Genomic DNA, 16701 nt, shown 5'->3' with positions numbered 1-16701 from the left:
AACTTGTGTCTAAGACGTACTCATCGGCTGAGCACGCCTATCGCGAGGTGAAAGAGCGCATCCTCTCGGGTGCGCTGCCCGGTGGCGAGCTGATCAGCGAGGGCGAGATCGCCGCCGCGCTCGGCACCTCGCGCACGCCCGTGCGGGAGGCGTTTCTCCGGCTGGAGACCGAAGGGTGGATGCGGCTCTACCCCAAACGCGGTGCGCTGGTTGTGCCGATACCGCCCGACGAAGCCGCGCACGTCGCGCACGCCAGGTACGTCGTCGAGACCGCGGCCGTTCGCACGCTGGCGGCAACCGGCCCCGGTGCCGTTGCGGCGTCTTTGCGTGCTTCGCTGGACCGGCAGCGCACGCTTGCCGCGGGCCGGGATCTGGACGCCTTCGCCGTCGAGGACACCGACTTCCACCGCACCTACGTCGCGGCGGCGGGCAACCCGCTGCTGACCGACTTCTACGACTCGCTGCGGGAGCGGCAGCGCCGGATGAACAGCGTCGCCTTGCGCCGCGGCCCGCTCGACATCGACCGGATCATCGACCAGCACGCCCGCCTCGCGGAACTGCTCACCGGCGGTGACGTCGACGGTTTCGCCACGGCGCTGGTCGAACACCTCGCCGGTGTGCACCAGCTGGAACTACGGGGCCTGTGATGACGACCCTCACCGCCCTACGTCCCGCCGAAGCCCGCACCGGAACCAGACGGTGGTGGGGCGTCGCCGCCGCCGTGTTCGCCATCGCCTGGGGCGGCAACGAGTTCACGCCGCTGCTGGTCATGTACAAGAGCCACGGCCTTCCGCTGACGACGGTGGACCTGCTGCTCTTCTACTACGTCCTCGGCATCGTCCCGGCGCTGCTGATCGGCGGCCCGCTTTCCGACCGCTACGGCCGCCGCCGCCTCATGCTGCCCGCGCCGCTGATCGCGGCCGCCGGATCCCTGCTGCTGGCATTCGGCTCCGACTCGGTGCCCGCGCTCGCTGCGGGCCGGGTGCTGTGCGGCATCGCGCTGGGACTGGCGATGGCGGTGGGCAGCAGCTGGCTCAAGGAACTTTCGCAGCCGCCGCACGGGCCGGTGCTGCCCGCGGGAACCGGTGCGCGACGGTCGGCGATGAGCTTGACCGGTGGGTTCGCCGTCGGCGCGGGTGTGGCAGGGGCGCTCGCGCAGTGGGGGCCGCTGCCCGACTCGCTCACCTACCTGATCAATGCCGCGTTGTGCGTTTTCGCCGCCGCCTGGATGTCGCGTTCGCCGGAAACTGTTCTGACTCAGCTCGATTCGAAGCGGCTCATCGACGATCTGAAGATCCCCGCCGCGGGTCACCGTCGCTTCCTCCGCATCGCCCTGCCCGCCGCGCTGTGGTTGTTCACCTCGGCGGCAACGGCTTACGCGGTGATGCCGACCTTGATGCTGCCGCATGTGAGTGGCGCGCCCATCGCGTTCTCGGCGTTGATCACCGTCATCACGCTGGGGTGCGGGTTCGCCATCCAGTCGGTGGCTCGGCGCATCGATCGCCCCGGCACCACGCGCGCCGCAGCGGTCGGACTTTCGTTGGTCACTTGCGGAATGCTCTCCGCGACATGGGCTTCCGGTTCGCTCACCCTCGGCGCGACCATCACGACCGCCGCCGTTCTCGGTGCGGGGTACGGGATCGGACTCGTCGCCGGGTTGCAGGAGATCGAGCGCATTGCCTGGCCCGATGATCTCGCGGGGCTTACCGCGGTGTTCTACTCGGTGAGTTACCTGGGATTCGGTGTGCCCGCGGGGTTGTCGTTCCTGCATCAGACGGTGGGCTGGAGTTATCCCTCGATGTACGCCGGGCTCGCGGTGGCGGCGGCGGGGTGCTTGGTGCTGGTATTGCGTAACTACCGCGACAGCTGATCACGGTGATGCGGTTCGGGGCCCGTACGGCTAGTTGGGCGCCGTGCATCGAACGCGCTCGGTAGCCACCCGAACTCACACGCTGTGGCCGGGGCCATAGCGGGAGTAATGCGGCTCGGCGCCGGACTCGGGGCGCTTCGACGTCCGCTGGGTGGGACGGTCGATGGCGTGTCGCAGGCGAGCGCTGGTGAATGGACTCCGGTCCCGGCGGGTGCCGGGCGCGGCGGATGAAGGAGTCCTCGGCGATGAACGTCACGCGGATAACCACGGTACTGGCTGCGATAACGCTCGGCGGTGCGGCGACGTGCGGAGTACCCGGCGTTATGGGACACGCGCAGGACTCGCCGATCACCGTCCGGCACCTCGGCATGTCGACCCTCCCCGATGATTTCGAATTCGCGGGACAGCGGGTCGGCGGCCTGTCCGGCATCGACTATTCGCAGGGCCGCAAGGCATATCTGGCGATCAGCGACAATCGCGGCGAAGCCGGTCCCGTCCGGGCTTACACGCTGCGGCTGCCGATCGACGACGACGGACAGCTCGGCACACCGGAATTCGAGAAGCTCATCACGCTCTCCGATACCAACGGCTCGCCCTACGCGGCACGGACGGTGGATCCCGAATCCGTGCGCTGGACGCCGAACCACAAGGGCATGATCTACACCAGCGAAGGCGAAGCCAAGGTCGGCAGAGCGGGTTTCGTCCGCGAAGCGGATCTCGACGGCCGATACGTCCGCGATCTTCCGGTTCCCGAGGCGTTCACACCGAGACTCGAAAGCGACCGGCAGACCGCGGGTATCCGGGACAACCTCGGTTTCGAGAGCATGGACCTGGCGCAGGGAAGTTCCTCGGTCGTCGCGCTCAGCGAGAACGCGCTGGTGCAGGACGGCGCCGCCGCGTCGACCGAGGCGGAAAGCAGGTCGCGCCTGGTCCGTGTGCATCGGACGACAGGCGAGAATCTCGGCGAGTTCGTCTATCCGGTCGACAAGGTCGCGCCGGGCGGGATGCCGGTCGCGACCGGTGTCGCCGAGATCCTTTCGATTTCCGCGGACCGCTACCTGACGCTGGAACGCAGCAATGTGCCCGGCTTGGGCTTCACCGCTCGGATCTACGAAACCTCCACGGCAGGAGCGGATTCGGTGACCGGCGCGCATGCGGCCCCGCCCACGGCACGGCCGATGACCAAGACCCTGCTCTTCGATTTCCGTGCCAACGGTATCGATCCGCAATGCGCCGAGGGGATGACCTGGGGACCGACGCTGCGCGGGGGTCAGCGGTCGCTCATCGTGGTGTCGGACAACAACTTCGGGCTCGCCGGAAGCACGGCGTTCCACCTGCTGGCGGTCGGCGGGATGGACTGAGTCCGGCCGACGCTGTCAGTGGCGATCCGGCACCGCGCATCCCTCGGGACCGCACGCGTCGGCGTCGCCCACGATCTGCAACGCCGGTTCGCGATCGGCCCACGCGCGCTCCAGCGCCTGCGTGAAGACCGCCGACGGTTGCGCGCCCGACACTCCGTACCTGTTGTCGAACACGAAGAACGGCACGCCGGTGGCGCCGAGCCGAGCCGCCTCACGTTCGTCGGCGCGGACGGCGTCGGCGTAGGCGGTCGGGTCGTCGAGCACGCCGCGCACCTCGGCTTCGTCGAAGCCCGTCGCGACGGCGATCCGGACCAGCCGCTCGGCATCGCCGAACAGGGACGCCGCTTCGGCGAAGTTGGCATGATAGAGGGCGTCGAGCAGCTCGTCCTGGCGGCCCTTGGCCAGCGCGAAGTGCAGGAGACGGTGCATGTCGAAGGAGTTGCCGTAGTCGCGGCCCTCGGTCAGATACGGCAGGCCCAGCTCCGCGGCTTGCGCGCCGATGCCGCGTTCGTTAGCGGCGGCCTGCGCCTCGCTGATGCCGTACTTCCGCGCGATCTTCGCGACGACGGGACCGGTCTCGCCCGCAGGCAGAGTCGGGTCCAGCTCGAACGAGCGGTGCACCACCTCGACCTCGTCACGCTGCGGAAACTCCGCCAGCGCCCGCTCGAACCGCGCCTTGCCCAGGTAGCAGAACGGGCAGTTGATATCGGTCCAGATCTCGACCCGCACGGTCGTCCTCGCTTTCGTCATCGCCCCGGTTGGGAGCAACGCCGCGGCAATCGGGGGTGTTCCCCAGTCGCCTGGTGCCGGTGGTCACGCGAGACCGGCTCACCTGGGTCGGAGTGCCTCGACTCACCTTCTGCGACCGCGTCCGTGCTCGCTCGACGTCCTAACGCCGACCGGGCGTGTTGGTGAAGCAGCCGACGATGAAGCAGCCGACGGGCCAATCGGCGAACGGCGGCGGCAGCGGCTTGCCCAGGCAGGTGATCGGGTCGCAGCCCGGATAGGCGTAGGGACCCAGTCCGAGTGCGGCGAGAGTGGCGTCCGGGTTGGTCATCATCGGGTCGGTGATACTGACGTCGGGCAGCGGGACGAACGGCCCGGGGTCCGGCAGCGGCGGTTCCCGGAACGCGCCCGCGACAGCGCGCAGCACGTCGTACGCGAAGCCGACCTCGCCGGGCATGGTCAAGCCGGTCCAGCTGACCAGCAAGTTCAGGCTCGGGACGATGTAGTTGTCCTGGCGCATCATGCCGCTCATCTTCACCGCGTCGGTCGGCAGAGCGGGGAATTCCGGGGCGCAGCCGGGGCCGTTGACCACGAACAAGAAGCCGTAGCACTCGTGCGACGGTGAAGGCACCGAAGCCTTCGCCAGGTAATCCTCCGAGACGATCCGAGTACTTCCCCAGTTTCCGCGACCGGCGACCAGCAGACCGAGTTTCGCGAAATCGTCGGGCGCCATCACCAAATGCGCGTAGCCGTAGGTGTTTCCGCTTCGATCCCGCGCCCAGTAATAGTCACTGGACCGAATACCCAACGGGTCGAAGAGTTTACGCTGCGCGTAGGCTTGGAAATCCTCGCCGACCGCCCGCTGCACCACGTAGGCGATGAGATCGACGGCCCGCTGGCTGTACTGCCACGTCGTACCCTGCGGATACTCGATCGGCATCGCCAAGGCCTGGGCGACCACGTTGGGATCGAGTTCCACCAGCCCGGTCACCCCCTCCGACACCACCGCGACATCGATGCCCGAGGACTCGGTCAGCAGATTCCGGACGAGAATCGCCCGATGGTCCGCATCGCCGAGGCCGGGCGGCAGGTAGTTGTCGATGGGGTCGTCGAGCCGCAGCAGCCCTTCATCCACGGCGATGCCCGTGACCAGCGAGACCACGCTCTTGGTCGCACTCCACAGATTCCACGGCACCGCACCCGTCCGCCCGTTCTGCGGCCCCGAGGCGATCAGGCAATTGTTCCGAAACACCTTGAAGTTCAGGCGATTCGGCGAGGCGGCCGCCGCGATCGCGCTGCCGAGCGCCACCGAGTCGAGCCCGACCTCCTCGGGAGTCGCCGTCTGAAACTGCCGCCCCTGACTCACCGCGCAGTATTTCAACCCGCCCGGCTCCGCACTGGCCGTGCCACCGAAACCACCGGCTACCATCCATATTCCAAATGTGATACCCAGCGCCACAACACTTTTCAGGGAAATCCGCATGACCCGCCTTTCGCTCCCCGAGATCCGGTTGTGACATCGGCGGCCACCGAACCCCGTTACGCGAAAACACCCCTGCTCAACGCCCCGAATTCCCTGGGCCAAACTTCCTTGGGCACCCCTCGGCCCCATTCCGAAGCCGCATAGTTGTAGAAACCCATGTGGCCGAGCTACGAACGACGGCAGCCCCACGACTTCTGCCATACTTCGACACCCTCACCACCGCATGGCAACAGCATCTGGATTCAGCTGCGCCGATCGAACAGGCGGTTCGAATCACCCAGCGCTGCAACCGGATTGCTTGAAAATGTTCGTATGACAGCGAAACCACGACCCAGCGGCTATCGGAACTACACGGCAGACGGCACGTACTGGACCGTGAGAAAGCACGGAAAGGTCTACTGGGTGGTACGGGTAGACCCATCGGGTGGCGGCTACAAGATGGTCGAGTGGTGGGGCGGATACCACCGGGCTGGGGCGGCCGGTGGTGCGGCGGCTCAGCTCGCCTACAACCAGGCGGTCGCCGACGCGAAGGAGCGGCTTCGTGGTCACCTGCACGATGCGCTGGACTCCATCGGGCTGGGTGCACCGGTCTCCGCCCCGCCGGTTTCACCGAAGGAAGCTCCTTCGCAGCTGCAAGCAGACGGCGAGGATTGAGCGGCCACCGGGAGGGCAAAGTGAGCAAAACGCGGACGCGAGAAAACGTATTAGCGCAGGAGTCCTACCTGCGGATCTGCGGCGCCCCCAGGACGGCTCCAGCCAGAAGCACATCGTCCGTGACGTGCCGATGGCGCCCGACCACTCGTGATCCAGACACGAGTCGCACAAGCGACGGGCCGGGTTCAGTGGCCGCAACCTCGACCCGAGTAGCACCCATGGCATCGCAGGTCTGTCATTGCCAATCTCCGTAAGCACTCTGACATGCAGATGACGAGACGACCGGTGAAGTGCACGTATTCGAAGTCTGCGATCTTCGTGGGAATCGGTGAATCGGCCTCCAGCGGTGGCTCGTTCAAACAGGAGGCGCGATAGGCGAGGAGCTTGCGGTGGGTCAACCCAGATGCTTGCTGCGCGGCTGACTTAAGCCGGACTCGGATAGGAAGCGACTTTGCGGGCACGCCCCGCGACGCGAAGCAACATCCCTTCCAGCGGTAGGTGCTTGAGACAGGATTATCGCCATGAGCACGTGGTCGTTCGGAACTGTGGCAGCGTTAACGGGTACCGTCACTACGGCTCCGCTCCTGATGCTGCGTGAATCTGCGATGAGGGCGACCTTGGTGCTGGCAAGTGACTCCAGCGGTTTCCAGCTAACCGGTCGGATAGCCATCGCCGGGAGAGGGCCGTGTGATTCACGCAGCATGTCATGGTCGTCGTCATTGCCGCGGGCGTTGTCCTCGCACTTGGCGGCGTCATGCTTCGGGCCTATGAATTAAGTGCAGTCACCGGCGTTTGCTCCGTGCTGATGTCTGCGTTGGCCGTTTTTCTGTCCCGACGTCCAGCTTCGGCGGCGGTGCGTCGGGTGCAGCACCGCGAGTATGCAGTCGAGAGTCTGGCCGAGTTGGTGCGGGTGCAGTGGGAGGAGGAAGCGAAGATTCGGGGGCTAGCCGATCCGGATCCGATGCCGGTGGCGTGGACACTTACCGCCCACGACGTGGCCGACCACCCCCACCACATCTTCACCGGCCCACCCGGCTTTGATGAGCGCAAGCACCAGATCGCCGGGCTGACCGAGCGTTTCCTCGCGCTATCGCGTCGACGGCTCGTGACTCTGGTGACCCGGCTCGGGCAAGACCACCCTGGCGGTGCAACTGCTTCCGCGGCTGCTCGATGTCCGGTTACCAGAGGATCCTATTCCGGTGCTGTTGACCGCGAACAATTGGGACACCGCCGCCTTTCCGCGGATGCAGGACTGGCTGGCCTTCCGGCTCGGCAAGTACTATTCCGCGCTGCGCGCGATCGACCCGGCGATCCCCCGGCACTCGTCGACAGTAACCTAGTGCTGCCTGTGATCGACGGTCTCGACGAGCTTGACCCAGCAGAGGTGTGGCGCGACCCCGCTCGGGTTGTGGTTGCTGCCTATGAATTCGTGTGGCGCGACTTGAGGAAGGCGCTCAGGGCGCAAGGCATCCGCCAGCAACAACGGCGGAAACTGTGTCGAGATCGCGTTTCTCTCCGGAGGCATGGTCGGTGTTCGTGACAGCAAGGACCAATCCGGACCCACGCTCACCTTCACACGCGACGAGTGGGACGCGTTCCTCAGCGGCGTGCACAACGGCGAGTTCAATCGGCCCCGAATCGCTCGCCGCGATCGTGTAGGTTCTCAGAACTCATGGCGGAATCTCAAACGCATGACGGCGGCGTGGCGGTTCCGCCATGATTCTGAGATTCCGCTGCCTCCTCTGGCCGGTTGGCGAATGATCTTTGCCGTTGCCGCCTACAAAGGAAGGGTGGGGTTGAGTTACGCCTGGTAAATCAGTTGTGACGCCCGGCCGAAGATCTCACTGGCGTATATGACGCATAGTATCCTCGGCCTATGAACTCCGAAGACCGTGAGTTTCTAATTCAATTCCTGAATTCAATAACTGAGGACTTGTCCTTCATCTTCGACTCGAGCGGTCGGTATATGCCGGGCACTCTCGTTGAAAGTCTCTGGCCGGCTTGGCGTGCAGTGCAGCAGCGCGAGGAGATCGGTCGTTTGATCGCTGCAGTGCAAAGCAGGGACTACGACCAAAGACTCGACGAAGCGGGCCTCTCCGGTCCGGAACTGGCGTTCAAGCGTGCAGGTTGGAGTGACGCTCGTGAAACAGCGCGCAGCACTCCTTCCCTGCGACCACTCAAGCGCTGGATCAAATGGATCGACGTGCTCCTCGGCAGTCTGCTAGCCGCGATCGGCGTGGGCGAGGGCGTGAAGGAGCTCAAGGAGGGCGTCGAGGCTGAGCTCGATGCTAGCGACGAAAATTGAGGCCAGCAGAGTGGCATTCATTGGTAAACCACCCATCTGGGAAAGGTGCAGCGACCCAGAACCGGCTTGCTTCTCCCGCAGTCTCGGCGCTCGAATCTACCGTCACGTCCGGCGCCGCGCCGCAGCACCGGACGTGGCGCAGCCCGGCGCGGCGCCACGCAGACGAACGCCGCTACCCTTCTGAGCAGTGAGCGAGGCCGGCAAGGGCGGGGCTGGCGCTTGATCGGTTACCGAGGGAAGGGGTCGCCATATGGATGGATCTGCCGAGTCTCCTGATCTCGCTCGCCTGCACGACGATCTCAGAGCCGAGTACGCGCAGATCATCGACATTGTGAGCGGGTTTGATCAGAGACTGCTCACCATCAAAGGCTGGGGCGTCACGCTAAGCCTGGCCAGCCTGGGTCTTGGGTTCCAGCAGAACCACTACGGCCTATTTCTCGTTGCGGCGGCGAGCGGCGTCGCCTTCTGGCTGCTTGAAGCTGTCAACAAGGTGCACCAACTCCACTACTACCCACGCATGCGGGACATCGAGGTCATTTCTTACACCCTGTTCGCAGTCGAGATGCCAAGCGGCGGTCGCGCCTCCTCGCCGCTCATCGACTGGGCTTGGTGGACAGCGGAACCCCGGATCCGCCGAGGCGAGAACAAGGCTGACCCAGCGGTGCCCGAACCATGGAACGATCCGTCGTCCGGTCGCTCGATGTTGCAGCCATGGTTTTCCACACATGTCATGCTTCCGCATTTGATCGCGATCGTCTTGGGAACCGTGCTGTTCGTGCTCGGCCTTGCAGGGGTTTTCGGCCCGATTTGACGTAAGCTTCCACGACGAACGTCTCGCCCTACTCACTGACGGGCGGGACGTTGCGTGCCTTCACGCTGTGACAACCGGTAGTCAGCGTTGGCAGCAGTAGCGCGGATCCGGCTACCGATGGCCGATACAGTCGTCGAACGGCCACGGCGGCCAATGCTCGGAGCCCGTCAGCACATGGGCTGCCGGTGCGTGTCAGGAACGGCGACAGCCAGAATTGTTGCGGTAGCAATAGAGCCGAGCGCGATTGCCAGGACGGCGGTTACTTCGGTCAGCATCTTCAGCCCTCTCGTTCGGCTGACTCCGACGTCACGCGACCGAGGCGGTCGGGGTGTGCGGGTGCAGAGGGAGCACCGGAGCGGGCGCGCCGCTCTTGTCAGCCACGCTCTGAGGCGCGACGCTGTCCCCGTGTGGGCCGCGGATCGAATCCAGCGTCGCCGAACTGCTGAAGAACCCGGAAGTACACCGGATACCAGGTCTACAACCGACGCTCACGACGTAGCCGGGGCGCACGGAACAACGCCAAGCCGCCCCAGATGTGGGTCTGGTCTGCCGAACCCTCGCACGAGCCACTCATCCCTAAGTGGATGTTCGACGAGATCAACGCCGCCTTCCACGAACACGAACGATCCCGAGACAGCAGCGGCCCCCAGATCGGTCCGCGAGCCAAGCGCAGTTATCGGCATCGCCGTCGGGTCATCTGTGATTGCGGCCGCAAGATGATCGGCACCGAATGCTCCAGCGGGGTCTACTACCGCTGTCACCCGACGACCAACAACCGCGGCCGGTCCGACAAACACACCGGACACCCAGCCACCGTGTACATCCGAGAGGATCTCATCACGGACGAAGTCGACCGGTTCTTCAGCGAGCGGGTCTTCGGGCCCCGCCGACGGGAACTACTCCTCGCGGACATCGATACCGCCGACGACACAGCGTCGCGCGAACGACACGACAGGCGCAACGACTCCGCCGCCAACCGGCCGAGCTCGAACGCAAAGCAAGACAACCTGATAAACCAGGCCGAAGGAGCCGACGCCGCCGATCCGTTCACCCAACGCCTGCGCGATCGCTACAACGAGCTCAAATCTCAGCGCAAGACCCTGCAACTCGCGATCGCCGAGCTGAACACCGCCGACGCCAACCAATCCCCGCGCACCACACCCGCATACGCCGACCTGCTGGATGCTTTCCCTCTCCTGGCGCTTGATCTGCACAACGCACCCACCGAGCTGGTAACCCGGCTGTTCTGACCTGACCCACCTCCGCATCCGCGTCCACTACGAGACCAACGAAGCCGCGCCACAAGCGTTCTACCGGCCGACTACGCCGACGAAATCGCCGAAGTCACAGCGTTGCTGTCGACTGCGCTGCCGATGGCACGGCAGGTATCGAAGAAACCCCGGTCAGGCCATGTGTGCTTCTGGACTGTGCCCCCAGTCGGACTCGAACCGACACTGAATGGATTTTAAGTCCACTGCCTCTGCCAATTGGGCTATAGGGGCGTGTGGTCAGCCTACCGACTCGTACGGCTGTACCGGAATTGGTGGCGCGGCGGGTCTCGGGTTGTGGGATCGGCGGGGGTTCAGGATACGCCGTGCTCCGCCGGAAAGCGGAGCACGGCGATCGGGTTACTCGGCGAGGCTCTTGCCGAGCAGGGAGTTCCTGCGGCTGTAGGCGAAGTAGACCACGAAGCCGAGGAGCATCCAGATGATGAAGCGCAACCAGGTCTCGACCGAGAGGTTGAGCATCAGCCACAGACAGGAGAGCACGCCGAGGATCGGGATGAGCGGGACCAGCGGGACGCGGAAGCCGCGCGGCAGGTCCGGACGGGTGCGACGCAGGACGAGCACGCCGAGCGAGACCAGCACGAAGGCGAACAGCGTGCCGATGTTGACCATTTCCTCCAGGGTGCCGAAGTCCACGAAACCGGCGAGCACGGCGCAGGCGACGCCGACGATGACGGTCAGCCGGACGGGCGTGCCCTTGGACCCGGTGTGCGCGAGCTGCCTGGGCAGCAGCCCGTCGCGCGCCATGGCGAACAGCACGCGGGTCTGCCCCAGGTACATCACCATGACGACGGTGGTCAGGCCGGCCAGCGCGCCGATGGAGATGATGTTCTTCGCCCAGTCCGCGCCGTGCAGTGCGAAAGCCGTTGCCAGCGTCGCGTCCTCGCCGGACAGCTCGGTGTAGGGAACCATGCCGGTGAGCACCAGCGACACGGCGACGTAGAGCACCGTGACGATCAGCAGCGAGCCGAGAATGCCGCGCGGCACGTTGCGCTGGGGGTTCTTGGTCTCCTCCGCGGTGGTGGCGACGACGTCGAACCCGATGAACGCGAAGAACACGAGGCTGGCCGCCGCGAGCAGGCCGTACCAGCCGAAGTTGCTGTTCCCGGCGCCGGTCAGATAGGAGAACAGCGACTGGCGGATGCCCTCGTCACCGGCGCCCGCCTCGGACGGCGGGATATAGGGCGAGAGGTTCGACTTGTCGAAGTAGGTCACGCCGACGACGAGCACCACGGCGATGACGCCCAGCTTGATCGCGACCGCGATCGCCGACACCCGCGACGAGAGCTTGGTGCCGACGGCGAGCAGCACGCCGAGCACCGCGATCAAGCTGACCGCGCCCCAGTCGAAGGTGACCGGCCCGAGTTCCACGACCGCGGCCCCGGTGTTCATCACCTGCCCGAGGTACTGCGACCAGCCCTTGGCCACCACCGCGGCCGCGAGCGCGAACTCGAGGATCAGGTCCCAGCCGATGATCCACGCGGCGAGCTCACCGAAGGTGGCGTAGGAGTAGGTGTAGGCGCTGCCCGCCACCGGCACGGTGGAGGCGAACTCGGCGTAGCACAGCGCGGTCAGCCCGCACGCGATGGCGGCGAACACGAAGGCCAGCGAAACCGACGGTCCGGCAACGTTTCCCGCGGTGCGAGCGGTGAGGGTGAAGATGCCCGCGCCGACGACGACGGCGACACCGAAGATGGTGAGATCCCAGGCGGTCAGATCCTTGCGTAGTTTCGAGTCTGGCTCGTCGGTATCGCGAATCGATTGCTCGACGGATTTGGTTCGGAATAGGCCATCTCGCCGAGAGGAGCTCGAAATCGCCACGTGTTCTCCTTAAACATGATGAGGCAGGACGCCGGGATTGCCGGGTGCCGCCGGTTTGCTAGTGGACGCCGGCCATGTAGCGACTGATCCACGGTCCCAGTGCCGCGACGATCAGTCCCACGGATATCGCCACGGCCCCGGTGATGCCAAAGTAGGCGACTTCGTGCTCAGGGGCGTAAAAACGAGCAAGAACGCCCGACATCGACGTACCAATACCGACGGAAAAGAAGTACAACGCCATCATTTGCGCCCGGAACGCCTCGGGGGCGAGCTGGGTGGTGACCGCGAGCCCGATCGGTGAGAGCAGCAGCTCGGAAATAGCGAACCCGGCCATGATCACCAGAACCGCCAGCGCGGGCACGGACTTGTCGTCGAACCCGGCGAGCGGCACGAACAGCAGGAACGACAGCCCCATGCCGATGACGCCCAGCGCGAACTTGCGCGGCGTGCTCGGCGCGCGGTTGCCGAGCTTGGTCCACAGCAGCGCGAACAACGGCGAGAGCGTGATGATCCATACCGGCTCCACCGAGCCGATCCAGCTGGCGGGGGCGGTCCAGCCGAAGACGCTCCAGTTCATCCGCTCGTCGGAGTAGACGGCGAGCACCGTGAAGATCTGCTGGAACAAGGACCAGAACACCGCGTTGGCGAGGAACAGCGGGATGAACGCCCGCACCCTGCTGCGTTCGATGGGTGCGACCTTGGCGCTGGTGAGCATGACCGCGAAATACCCGAGCGAGGCCACGGCAATCACCACCGTCGTCGCCTCGGGCAGGGTCTCCAGCGTGACCAGCCCGGTCACGAAGACCACGACGACGACCACCGCGACACCCAGCGCAACACCCACGGCGGGCCAGATCGTACTGCGCGGCAGGGGATTCGGCACCTCGCGGCCCGCGTTGCCCAGGTTGCGCCGGAAGACCACGTACTGGGTGAGGCCGAGCGCCATGCCGATGGCTGCGGCGGCGAAGCCGTAGTGGAAGCCGAGGTGGGTCTGGAGCAGGCCGGTCAGCAGCGGTCCGGTGAACGCGCCGATGTTGATGCCGAGGTAGAAGAGCGTGAAGCCGCCGTCGATGCGGGCGTCGTCCTTCGGGTAGAGCGTGCCGAGCAGCGAGGAGGCGTTCGCCTTCAGCGCGCCGCTGCCGAGGGCGACCAGGACCAGCCCAACGCCGACACCGATCAGCCCGGGCAACACGGCGAGGGCGATGTGACCGGCCATGACGACCACGCCGCCGTAGAAGACGGTCCGCTCCATCCCGAGCAGCCGGTCGGCGATCCAGCCGCCGAGCACGGTGGACAGGTACACCAGGCCGCCGTACGCGCCGACGATGCCGACGCCGGTGCTCTGCTCCAGCCCGAGGCCGCCGTCGGTCGCCGAGTAATACAGGTAGTACCCGAGGATCGTGAGCATGCCGTAGAAGGAGAAACGCTCCCACAGCTCCACGCCGAACAGGTTCGCCAATCCGATCGGATGGCCGAACAGAGTCCGAGCCGGGATCGGCCGCTCGGATTCCACTACTTGGGACATGCCCAGCACCTTGACACAAATCGCAACTGTGCAGCAACTCACCCGTCCCGCCGCGTTCGGGCGGCGTTTACCCACGGCATGGATAGCGGAGGCGCATTGCCGCGCGGCGGGAGGGGTTCCCGCCTACCCTGGGTAGGCGGACGAGCGAGATCCCAGCAACGTGACAATCGGAGCCGGAAGGAAGCGATGCGCACATGTTGGACGCCGAACTGACCGTGCCGGTCGACCCCGAGCAGGCCTTCGCTGTCCTCGCCGACGGCTGGTTGTATTCCAGCTGGGTGGTCGGGGCCTCACACATCCGGGAGGTCGACCCGGGCTGGCCCGATGTGGGCACCAGGATCCACCACAGCGTCGGCCTCTGGCCGCTGAACGTGCGGGACCACACCACCGTCCGCGACGTCGATCCACCGCGGATGATCGAGCTGGAGGCCCGCCTGTGGCCGATCGGATCCGCTCGAATCCTGTTGGAGCTGACCGAGGTTCAGCCCAACACCACGCACATCAAGATGACCGAGCACGCCATGAGCGGGCCGGGCAAGCTGATGCCGAGCCGGTTGCAGCGGGCGGCGCTGAGGCCGCGCAACCAGGAGTCGCTGCAACGGTTGGCCGCGCTCATCGTCGGGCGCGCCGACGAGCGCTACCGGCCGACGGGGCCGAAGTAGGGCGACACCACGCCGAGGTCGCCGGTCTCGTCGTTCCGCACGCCGCCGCTCACTCGGGCGGTTGTCCGACGTCGATCAGGCGATGGACAGGGCGATGCCGTCCAGAATGTCGTGCTCGCTGACGATCAATTCGGTGATGTTCGCGCGCCGAGACAGTTCGTAGGCGAGCACCTCGGTGATGACGGCGCCGCCGCCGATCACGTCCACGCGGCCGGGATGCATCGGGCCGAGGGCCGCGCGCTGATCATGGTTCATCCCGATCAACCGGTCGCAGACCTCGCGGACCTGATCCAGCGTGAGTGCGGTCAAATGCACCCGCTCCGAATCGTATTCGGGCAGGTCGAGGGCGACGGCGGCGATCGTGGTCATGGTGCCCGCGACGCCGACCCAGGTGTGCGCGTTCTCGACGGGCACCTTGGCGAAGGCCTCGGCGAGCCGCTCGGTGGCGAATTCGCGGGCGGCGGCGACCTGGTCGGCGGTGGGCGGGTCGCCGGGCAGGCAGCGCTCGGTGATCCGCACGCAGCCGATGTCGGCGGAGAACGCGGCGTGCACGCCGTCGGCGTCGCCGAAGACCAGCTCGGTGGAGCCGCCGCCCAGATCGACGACGACGAACGGCCCCGCCGCACTGGACAATTCGCCGATCGCGCCGGTGAACGACAGACGCGCCTCTTCGTCGCCGGTGATCACCTCGGCCTCCGCGCCAGGCACCACGGTGCCGAGTTCGGCGCGGGCCATGGCGAAGAAGTCCTCGCGGTTGGACGCGTCGCGGGTCGCGGACGTGGCGACCATCCGGACCCGAGCGACACCGGCCGCCCGCATCATCCCGGTGTATTCCGCGAGCGCGACCCTGGTGCGTTCGATCGCCTCGGGCGCCAGCGAACCCGTGGCGTCCACGCCCTGGCCGAGCCGCACGATCCGCATCTCGCGGTGCACGTCGGCGAGGCGGCCGTTCTCGAGCACGTCGGCGATCAATAGTCGGATGGAATTCGTTCCGCAGTCGATGGCGGCGACCCGGTCACTCATCGTGTGCTCCGTCCTGAGGCTGGTAGGTCGGCCAATCGGCCGGGACGGCGGTGCCGCGCAGTCCGTGCTCGGCGGCCAGCGCCACCGCCTCGTCGCCGAACGGGTTGACGCCGGGCCCCTTGGCCAAGCTGTGCGCGATGAGCACGTGCAGGCACTTGACCCGTTCGGGCATGCCGCCGCCGGTGAAGTCGGTGCCGAGGGATTCGATCGCGTTCCGCTCGGCAAGGTAGCTCTCGTGTGCGGCGCGGTAGGCCGCGGCCAGCTCCGGATCGCGGCCGAGGCGCTCGGTCATCTCGCGCATCACACCCGCCGATTCCTGCCTGCTGGCCTCGGCGGTCAGCCGGGGATCGGTCAGGTAGTACAGCGTCGGGAAGGGGGTGCCATCCGGCAGCCGCGGCGCGGTCTTGACCACCGCGGGCAGCCCGTCCGGTGTGCGGTAGGCGACGGCGAGCACGCCGCGCGGCGCACGGCCGAGCTGTTCGGCGATGATCTCGAGATCGCGGTCTGTCGGTGCGGTCACCTGGGTCCTTCCGGTCCTGGCGGGGCGGGCGTCGTCGATTCGGCGGCGGGCGCGGGCTGCGGTTCGGAGAGGGTGCGCCACAGATCCGTGTACCACGGGTCGGGCGCCTTGGACCGCGGCGGCGCCGCCGGCCGCGGCGGTGCCTCGATACCGGGCACCTGCACGATGTACGGCGTCTCCCCCGGCATCACCAGACGCAACCGGTCCCTGGCCTCCGAACGGATGTAGGCCGGATCCTCTTGCTGCGCACGGCGATCCCGCAGCCGGGCGAGATCGGCCTCCAGCTGCCTGCGCTCCTGGGCCAGTTGCGCGGCCTCGGCGCGCTGGCTGAAGTAGGTGCGCATCGGCACGGACAGCGTCAGCGCCAGCGCGCACACCACGACCGCGAGAATCACCGCCTTGCCGGTGGACAAGCCGAGGATGGTGCGCTCGTGCTTGTCGGCCCCCGCGCGTGGGGCTATCTTGCGCGGGCGCGCCTTCTTCTCCGCGGTCTCGCTTCGCCTGCGTGTGCGTTTGACCGCGGCGGGGCGGGCCGCGGTCTCGGTGTCCGCGCCCGCCCTCGGGCGTGATCGAGCGGCACGCGACGTGCGGCGGTCCCCGCGTCCGGCCGGACTGGTCCCACGCGCACGTCGCTCGGTCATACCGCTCCTCTAT

16 protein-coding genes, 1 tRNA gene and 1 pseudogene are annotated in these 16701 nt (G+C 66.5%); 10 read left to right on the top strand and 8 right to left on the bottom strand.

Annotated elements, in window-relative coordinates; all coding sequences use genetic code 11:
* Window positions 1-5 precede the first annotated feature (5 nt).
* From FB390_RS10970 to FB390_RS10960, 3 genes are all read left to right on the top strand, one after another.
* On the top strand, window positions 6-647 hold the full coding sequence (locus FB390_RS10970; RefSeq protein ID WP_141808860.1) for a GntR family transcriptional regulator: 642 nt from the start codon (window positions 6-8) through the stop codon (window positions 645-647).
* Complete coding sequence (locus FB390_RS10965; protein WP_141808859.1) at window positions 647-1870, top strand: MFS transporter; 1224 nt, start codon at window positions 647-649, stop codon at window positions 1868-1870. The genes FB390_RS10970 and FB390_RS10965 overlap by 1 nt, the downstream gene beginning before the upstream one ends.
* 323 nt (window positions 1871-2193) lie before the next feature.
* A complete protein-coding gene (locus FB390_RS10960) occupies window positions 2194-3231 on the top strand; it encodes an esterase-like activity of phytase family protein (protein ID WP_185756995.1) in 1038 nt (345 codons plus the stop codon).
* A 15-nt stretch (window positions 3232-3246) separates the two neighbouring features.
* Here FB390_RS10960 and FB390_RS10955 read toward each other — a convergent pair whose 3' ends face one another.
* Both FB390_RS10955 and FB390_RS10950 read right to left on the bottom strand, forming a co-directional pair.
* A complete protein-coding gene (locus FB390_RS10955) occupies window positions 3247-3981 on the bottom strand; it encodes a DsbA family oxidoreductase (RefSeq protein WP_246123958.1) in 735 nt (244 codons plus the stop codon).
* Between the two features lie 139 nt (window positions 3982-4120).
* On the bottom strand, window positions 4121-5386 hold the full coding sequence (locus FB390_RS10950) for a serine hydrolase domain-containing protein (protein WP_246123957.1): 1266 nt from the start codon (window positions 5384-5386) through the stop codon (window positions 4121-4123).
* Window positions 5387-5752: 366 nt separating this feature from the next.
* On the opposite strand from FB390_RS10950, the gene FB390_RS10945 reads away from it, so the two are divergent.
* From FB390_RS10945 to FB390_RS10925, 6 genes and pseudogenes are all read left to right on the top strand, one after another.
* Window positions 5753-6094 carry a fascin domain-containing protein gene (locus FB390_RS10945; RefSeq protein ID WP_141808856.1) on the top strand — a complete coding sequence of 114 codons (342 nt, stop codon included), beginning with the start codon at window positions 5753-5755 and terminating at the stop codon, window positions 6092-6094.
* 1199 nt (window positions 6095-7293) lie between these two features.
* Window positions 7294-7434: a hypothetical protein gene (locus FB390_RS33470; RefSeq protein ID WP_185756994.1), complete on the top strand. Its 141-nt coding sequence runs from the start codon at window positions 7294-7296 to the stop codon at window positions 7432-7434.
* 132 nt (window positions 7435-7566) lie between these two features.
* A pseudogene (locus FB390_RS34735) lies at window positions 7567-7908 on the top strand (DUF397 domain-containing protein); the annotation flags it as partial.
* A 62-nt stretch (window positions 7909-7970) separates the two neighbouring features.
* A complete protein-coding gene (locus tag FB390_RS10935; protein ID WP_141808855.1) occupies window positions 7971-8399 on the top strand; it encodes a hypothetical protein in 429 nt (142 codons plus the stop codon).
* Between the two features lie 250 nt (window positions 8400-8649).
* Entirely contained in the window at window positions 8650-9210 is a 561-nt protein-coding gene (locus FB390_RS10930) for a hypothetical protein (protein WP_141808854.1), read from the top strand.
* 584 nt (window positions 9211-9794) lie between these two features.
* Complete coding sequence (locus tag FB390_RS10925; RefSeq protein WP_141808853.1) at window positions 9795-10460, top strand: recombinase zinc ribbon domain-containing protein; 666 nt, start codon at window positions 9795-9797, stop codon at window positions 10458-10460.
* Between the two features lie 178 nt (window positions 10461-10638).
* On the opposite strand, the gene FB390_RS10920 is transcribed toward FB390_RS10925, so the two are convergent.
* From FB390_RS10920 to FB390_RS10910, 3 genes are all read right to left on the bottom strand, one after another.
* Window positions 10639-10712, bottom strand: a tRNA-Leu gene (locus FB390_RS10920).
* Window positions 10713-10838: 126 nt separating this feature from the next.
* A complete protein-coding gene (locus tag FB390_RS10915) occupies window positions 10839-12317 on the bottom strand; it encodes an amino acid permease (RefSeq protein ID WP_141808852.1) in 1479 nt (492 codons plus the stop codon).
* A 58-nt stretch (window positions 12318-12375) separates the two neighbouring features.
* Window positions 12376-13842 carry a peptide MFS transporter gene (locus FB390_RS10910; protein ID WP_141808851.1) on the bottom strand — a complete coding sequence of 489 codons (1467 nt, stop codon included), beginning with the start codon at window positions 13840-13842 and terminating at the stop codon, window positions 12376-12378.
* 194 nt (window positions 13843-14036) lie between these two features.
* Here FB390_RS10910 and FB390_RS10905 point away from each other — a divergent pair, with 194 nt between their 5' ends.
* Entirely contained in the window at window positions 14037-14504 is a 468-nt protein-coding gene (locus FB390_RS10905; RefSeq protein ID WP_141808850.1) for an SRPBCC family protein, read from the top strand.
* A gap of 75 nt (window positions 14505-14579) precedes the next feature.
* Here the strand turns inward: FB390_RS10905 and FB390_RS10900 are convergent, their stop codons facing one another.
* The 3 genes from FB390_RS10900 to FB390_RS10890 are packed head-to-tail and all read right to left on the bottom strand — an operon-like array spanning window position 14580 to window position 16688.
* A complete protein-coding gene (locus tag FB390_RS10900; RefSeq protein WP_141808849.1) occupies window positions 14580-15527 on the bottom strand; it encodes a Ppx/GppA phosphatase family protein in 948 nt (315 codons plus the stop codon).
* Entirely contained in the window at window positions 15520-16047 is a 528-nt protein-coding gene (locus tag FB390_RS10895; protein WP_141808848.1) for a DUF501 domain-containing protein, read from the bottom strand. Before FB390_RS10895 ends, FB390_RS10900 begins: the two co-directional genes overlap by 8 nt.
* On the bottom strand, window positions 16044-16688 hold the full coding sequence (locus tag FB390_RS10890) for an FtsB family cell division protein (protein WP_141808847.1): 645 nt from the start codon (window positions 16686-16688) through the stop codon (window positions 16044-16046). Before FB390_RS10890 ends, FB390_RS10895 begins: the two co-directional genes overlap by 4 nt.
* Between the last annotated feature and the right edge of the window lie 13 nt (window positions 16689-16701).

This window comes from Nocardia bhagyanarayanae, from assembly GCF_006716565.1.
Lineage (GTDB): Bacteria > Actinomycetota > Actinomycetes > Mycobacteriales > Mycobacteriaceae > Nocardia > Nocardia bhagyanarayanae.
This window is presented reverse-complemented; position numbering and strand designations above follow the sequence as displayed.

Coding starts and splice junctions, on each gene's coding strand:
- FB390_RS10965 (WP_141808859.1), top strand. CDS start 647: ATGACGACCCTCACCGCCCTACGTCCCGCCGAAGCCCGCACCGGAACC.
- FB390_RS10960 (WP_185756995.1), top strand. CDS start 2,194: ATGGGACACGCGCAGGACTCGCCGATCACCGTCCGGCACCTCGGCATG.
- FB390_RS10955 (WP_246123958.1), bottom strand. CDS start 3,981: ATGACGAAAGCGAGGACGACCGTGCGGGTCGAGATCTGGACCGATATC.
- FB390_RS10950 (WP_246123957.1), bottom strand. CDS start 5,386: ATGGTAGCCGGTGGTTTCGGTGGCACGGCCAGTGCGGAGCCGGGCGGG.
- FB390_RS10945 (WP_141808856.1), top strand. CDS start 5,753: ATGACAGCGAAACCACGACCCAGCGGCTATCGGAACTACACGGCAGAC.
- FB390_RS10935 (WP_141808855.1), top strand. CDS start 7,971: ATGAACTCCGAAGACCGTGAGTTTCTAATTCAATTCCTGAATTCAATA.
- FB390_RS10930 (WP_141808854.1), top strand. CDS start 8,650: ATGGATGGATCTGCCGAGTCTCCTGATCTCGCTCGCCTGCACGACGAT.
- FB390_RS10925 (WP_141808853.1), top strand. CDS start 9,795: ATGTTCGACGAGATCAACGCCGCCTTCCACGAACACGAACGATCCCGA.
- FB390_RS10910 (WP_141808851.1), bottom strand. CDS start 13,842: ATGTCCCAAGTAGTGGAATCCGAGCGGCCGATCCCGGCTCGGACTCTG.
- FB390_RS10905 (WP_141808850.1), top strand. CDS start 14,037: ATGTTGGACGCCGAACTGACCGTGCCGGTCGACCCCGAGCAGGCCTTC.
- FB390_RS10900 (WP_141808849.1), bottom strand. CDS start 15,527: ATGAGTGACCGGGTCGCCGCCATCGACTGCGGAACGAATTCCATCCGA.
- FB390_RS10890 (WP_141808847.1), bottom strand. CDS start 16,688: ATGACCGAGCGACGTGCGCGTGGGACCAGTCCGGCCGGACGCGGGGAC.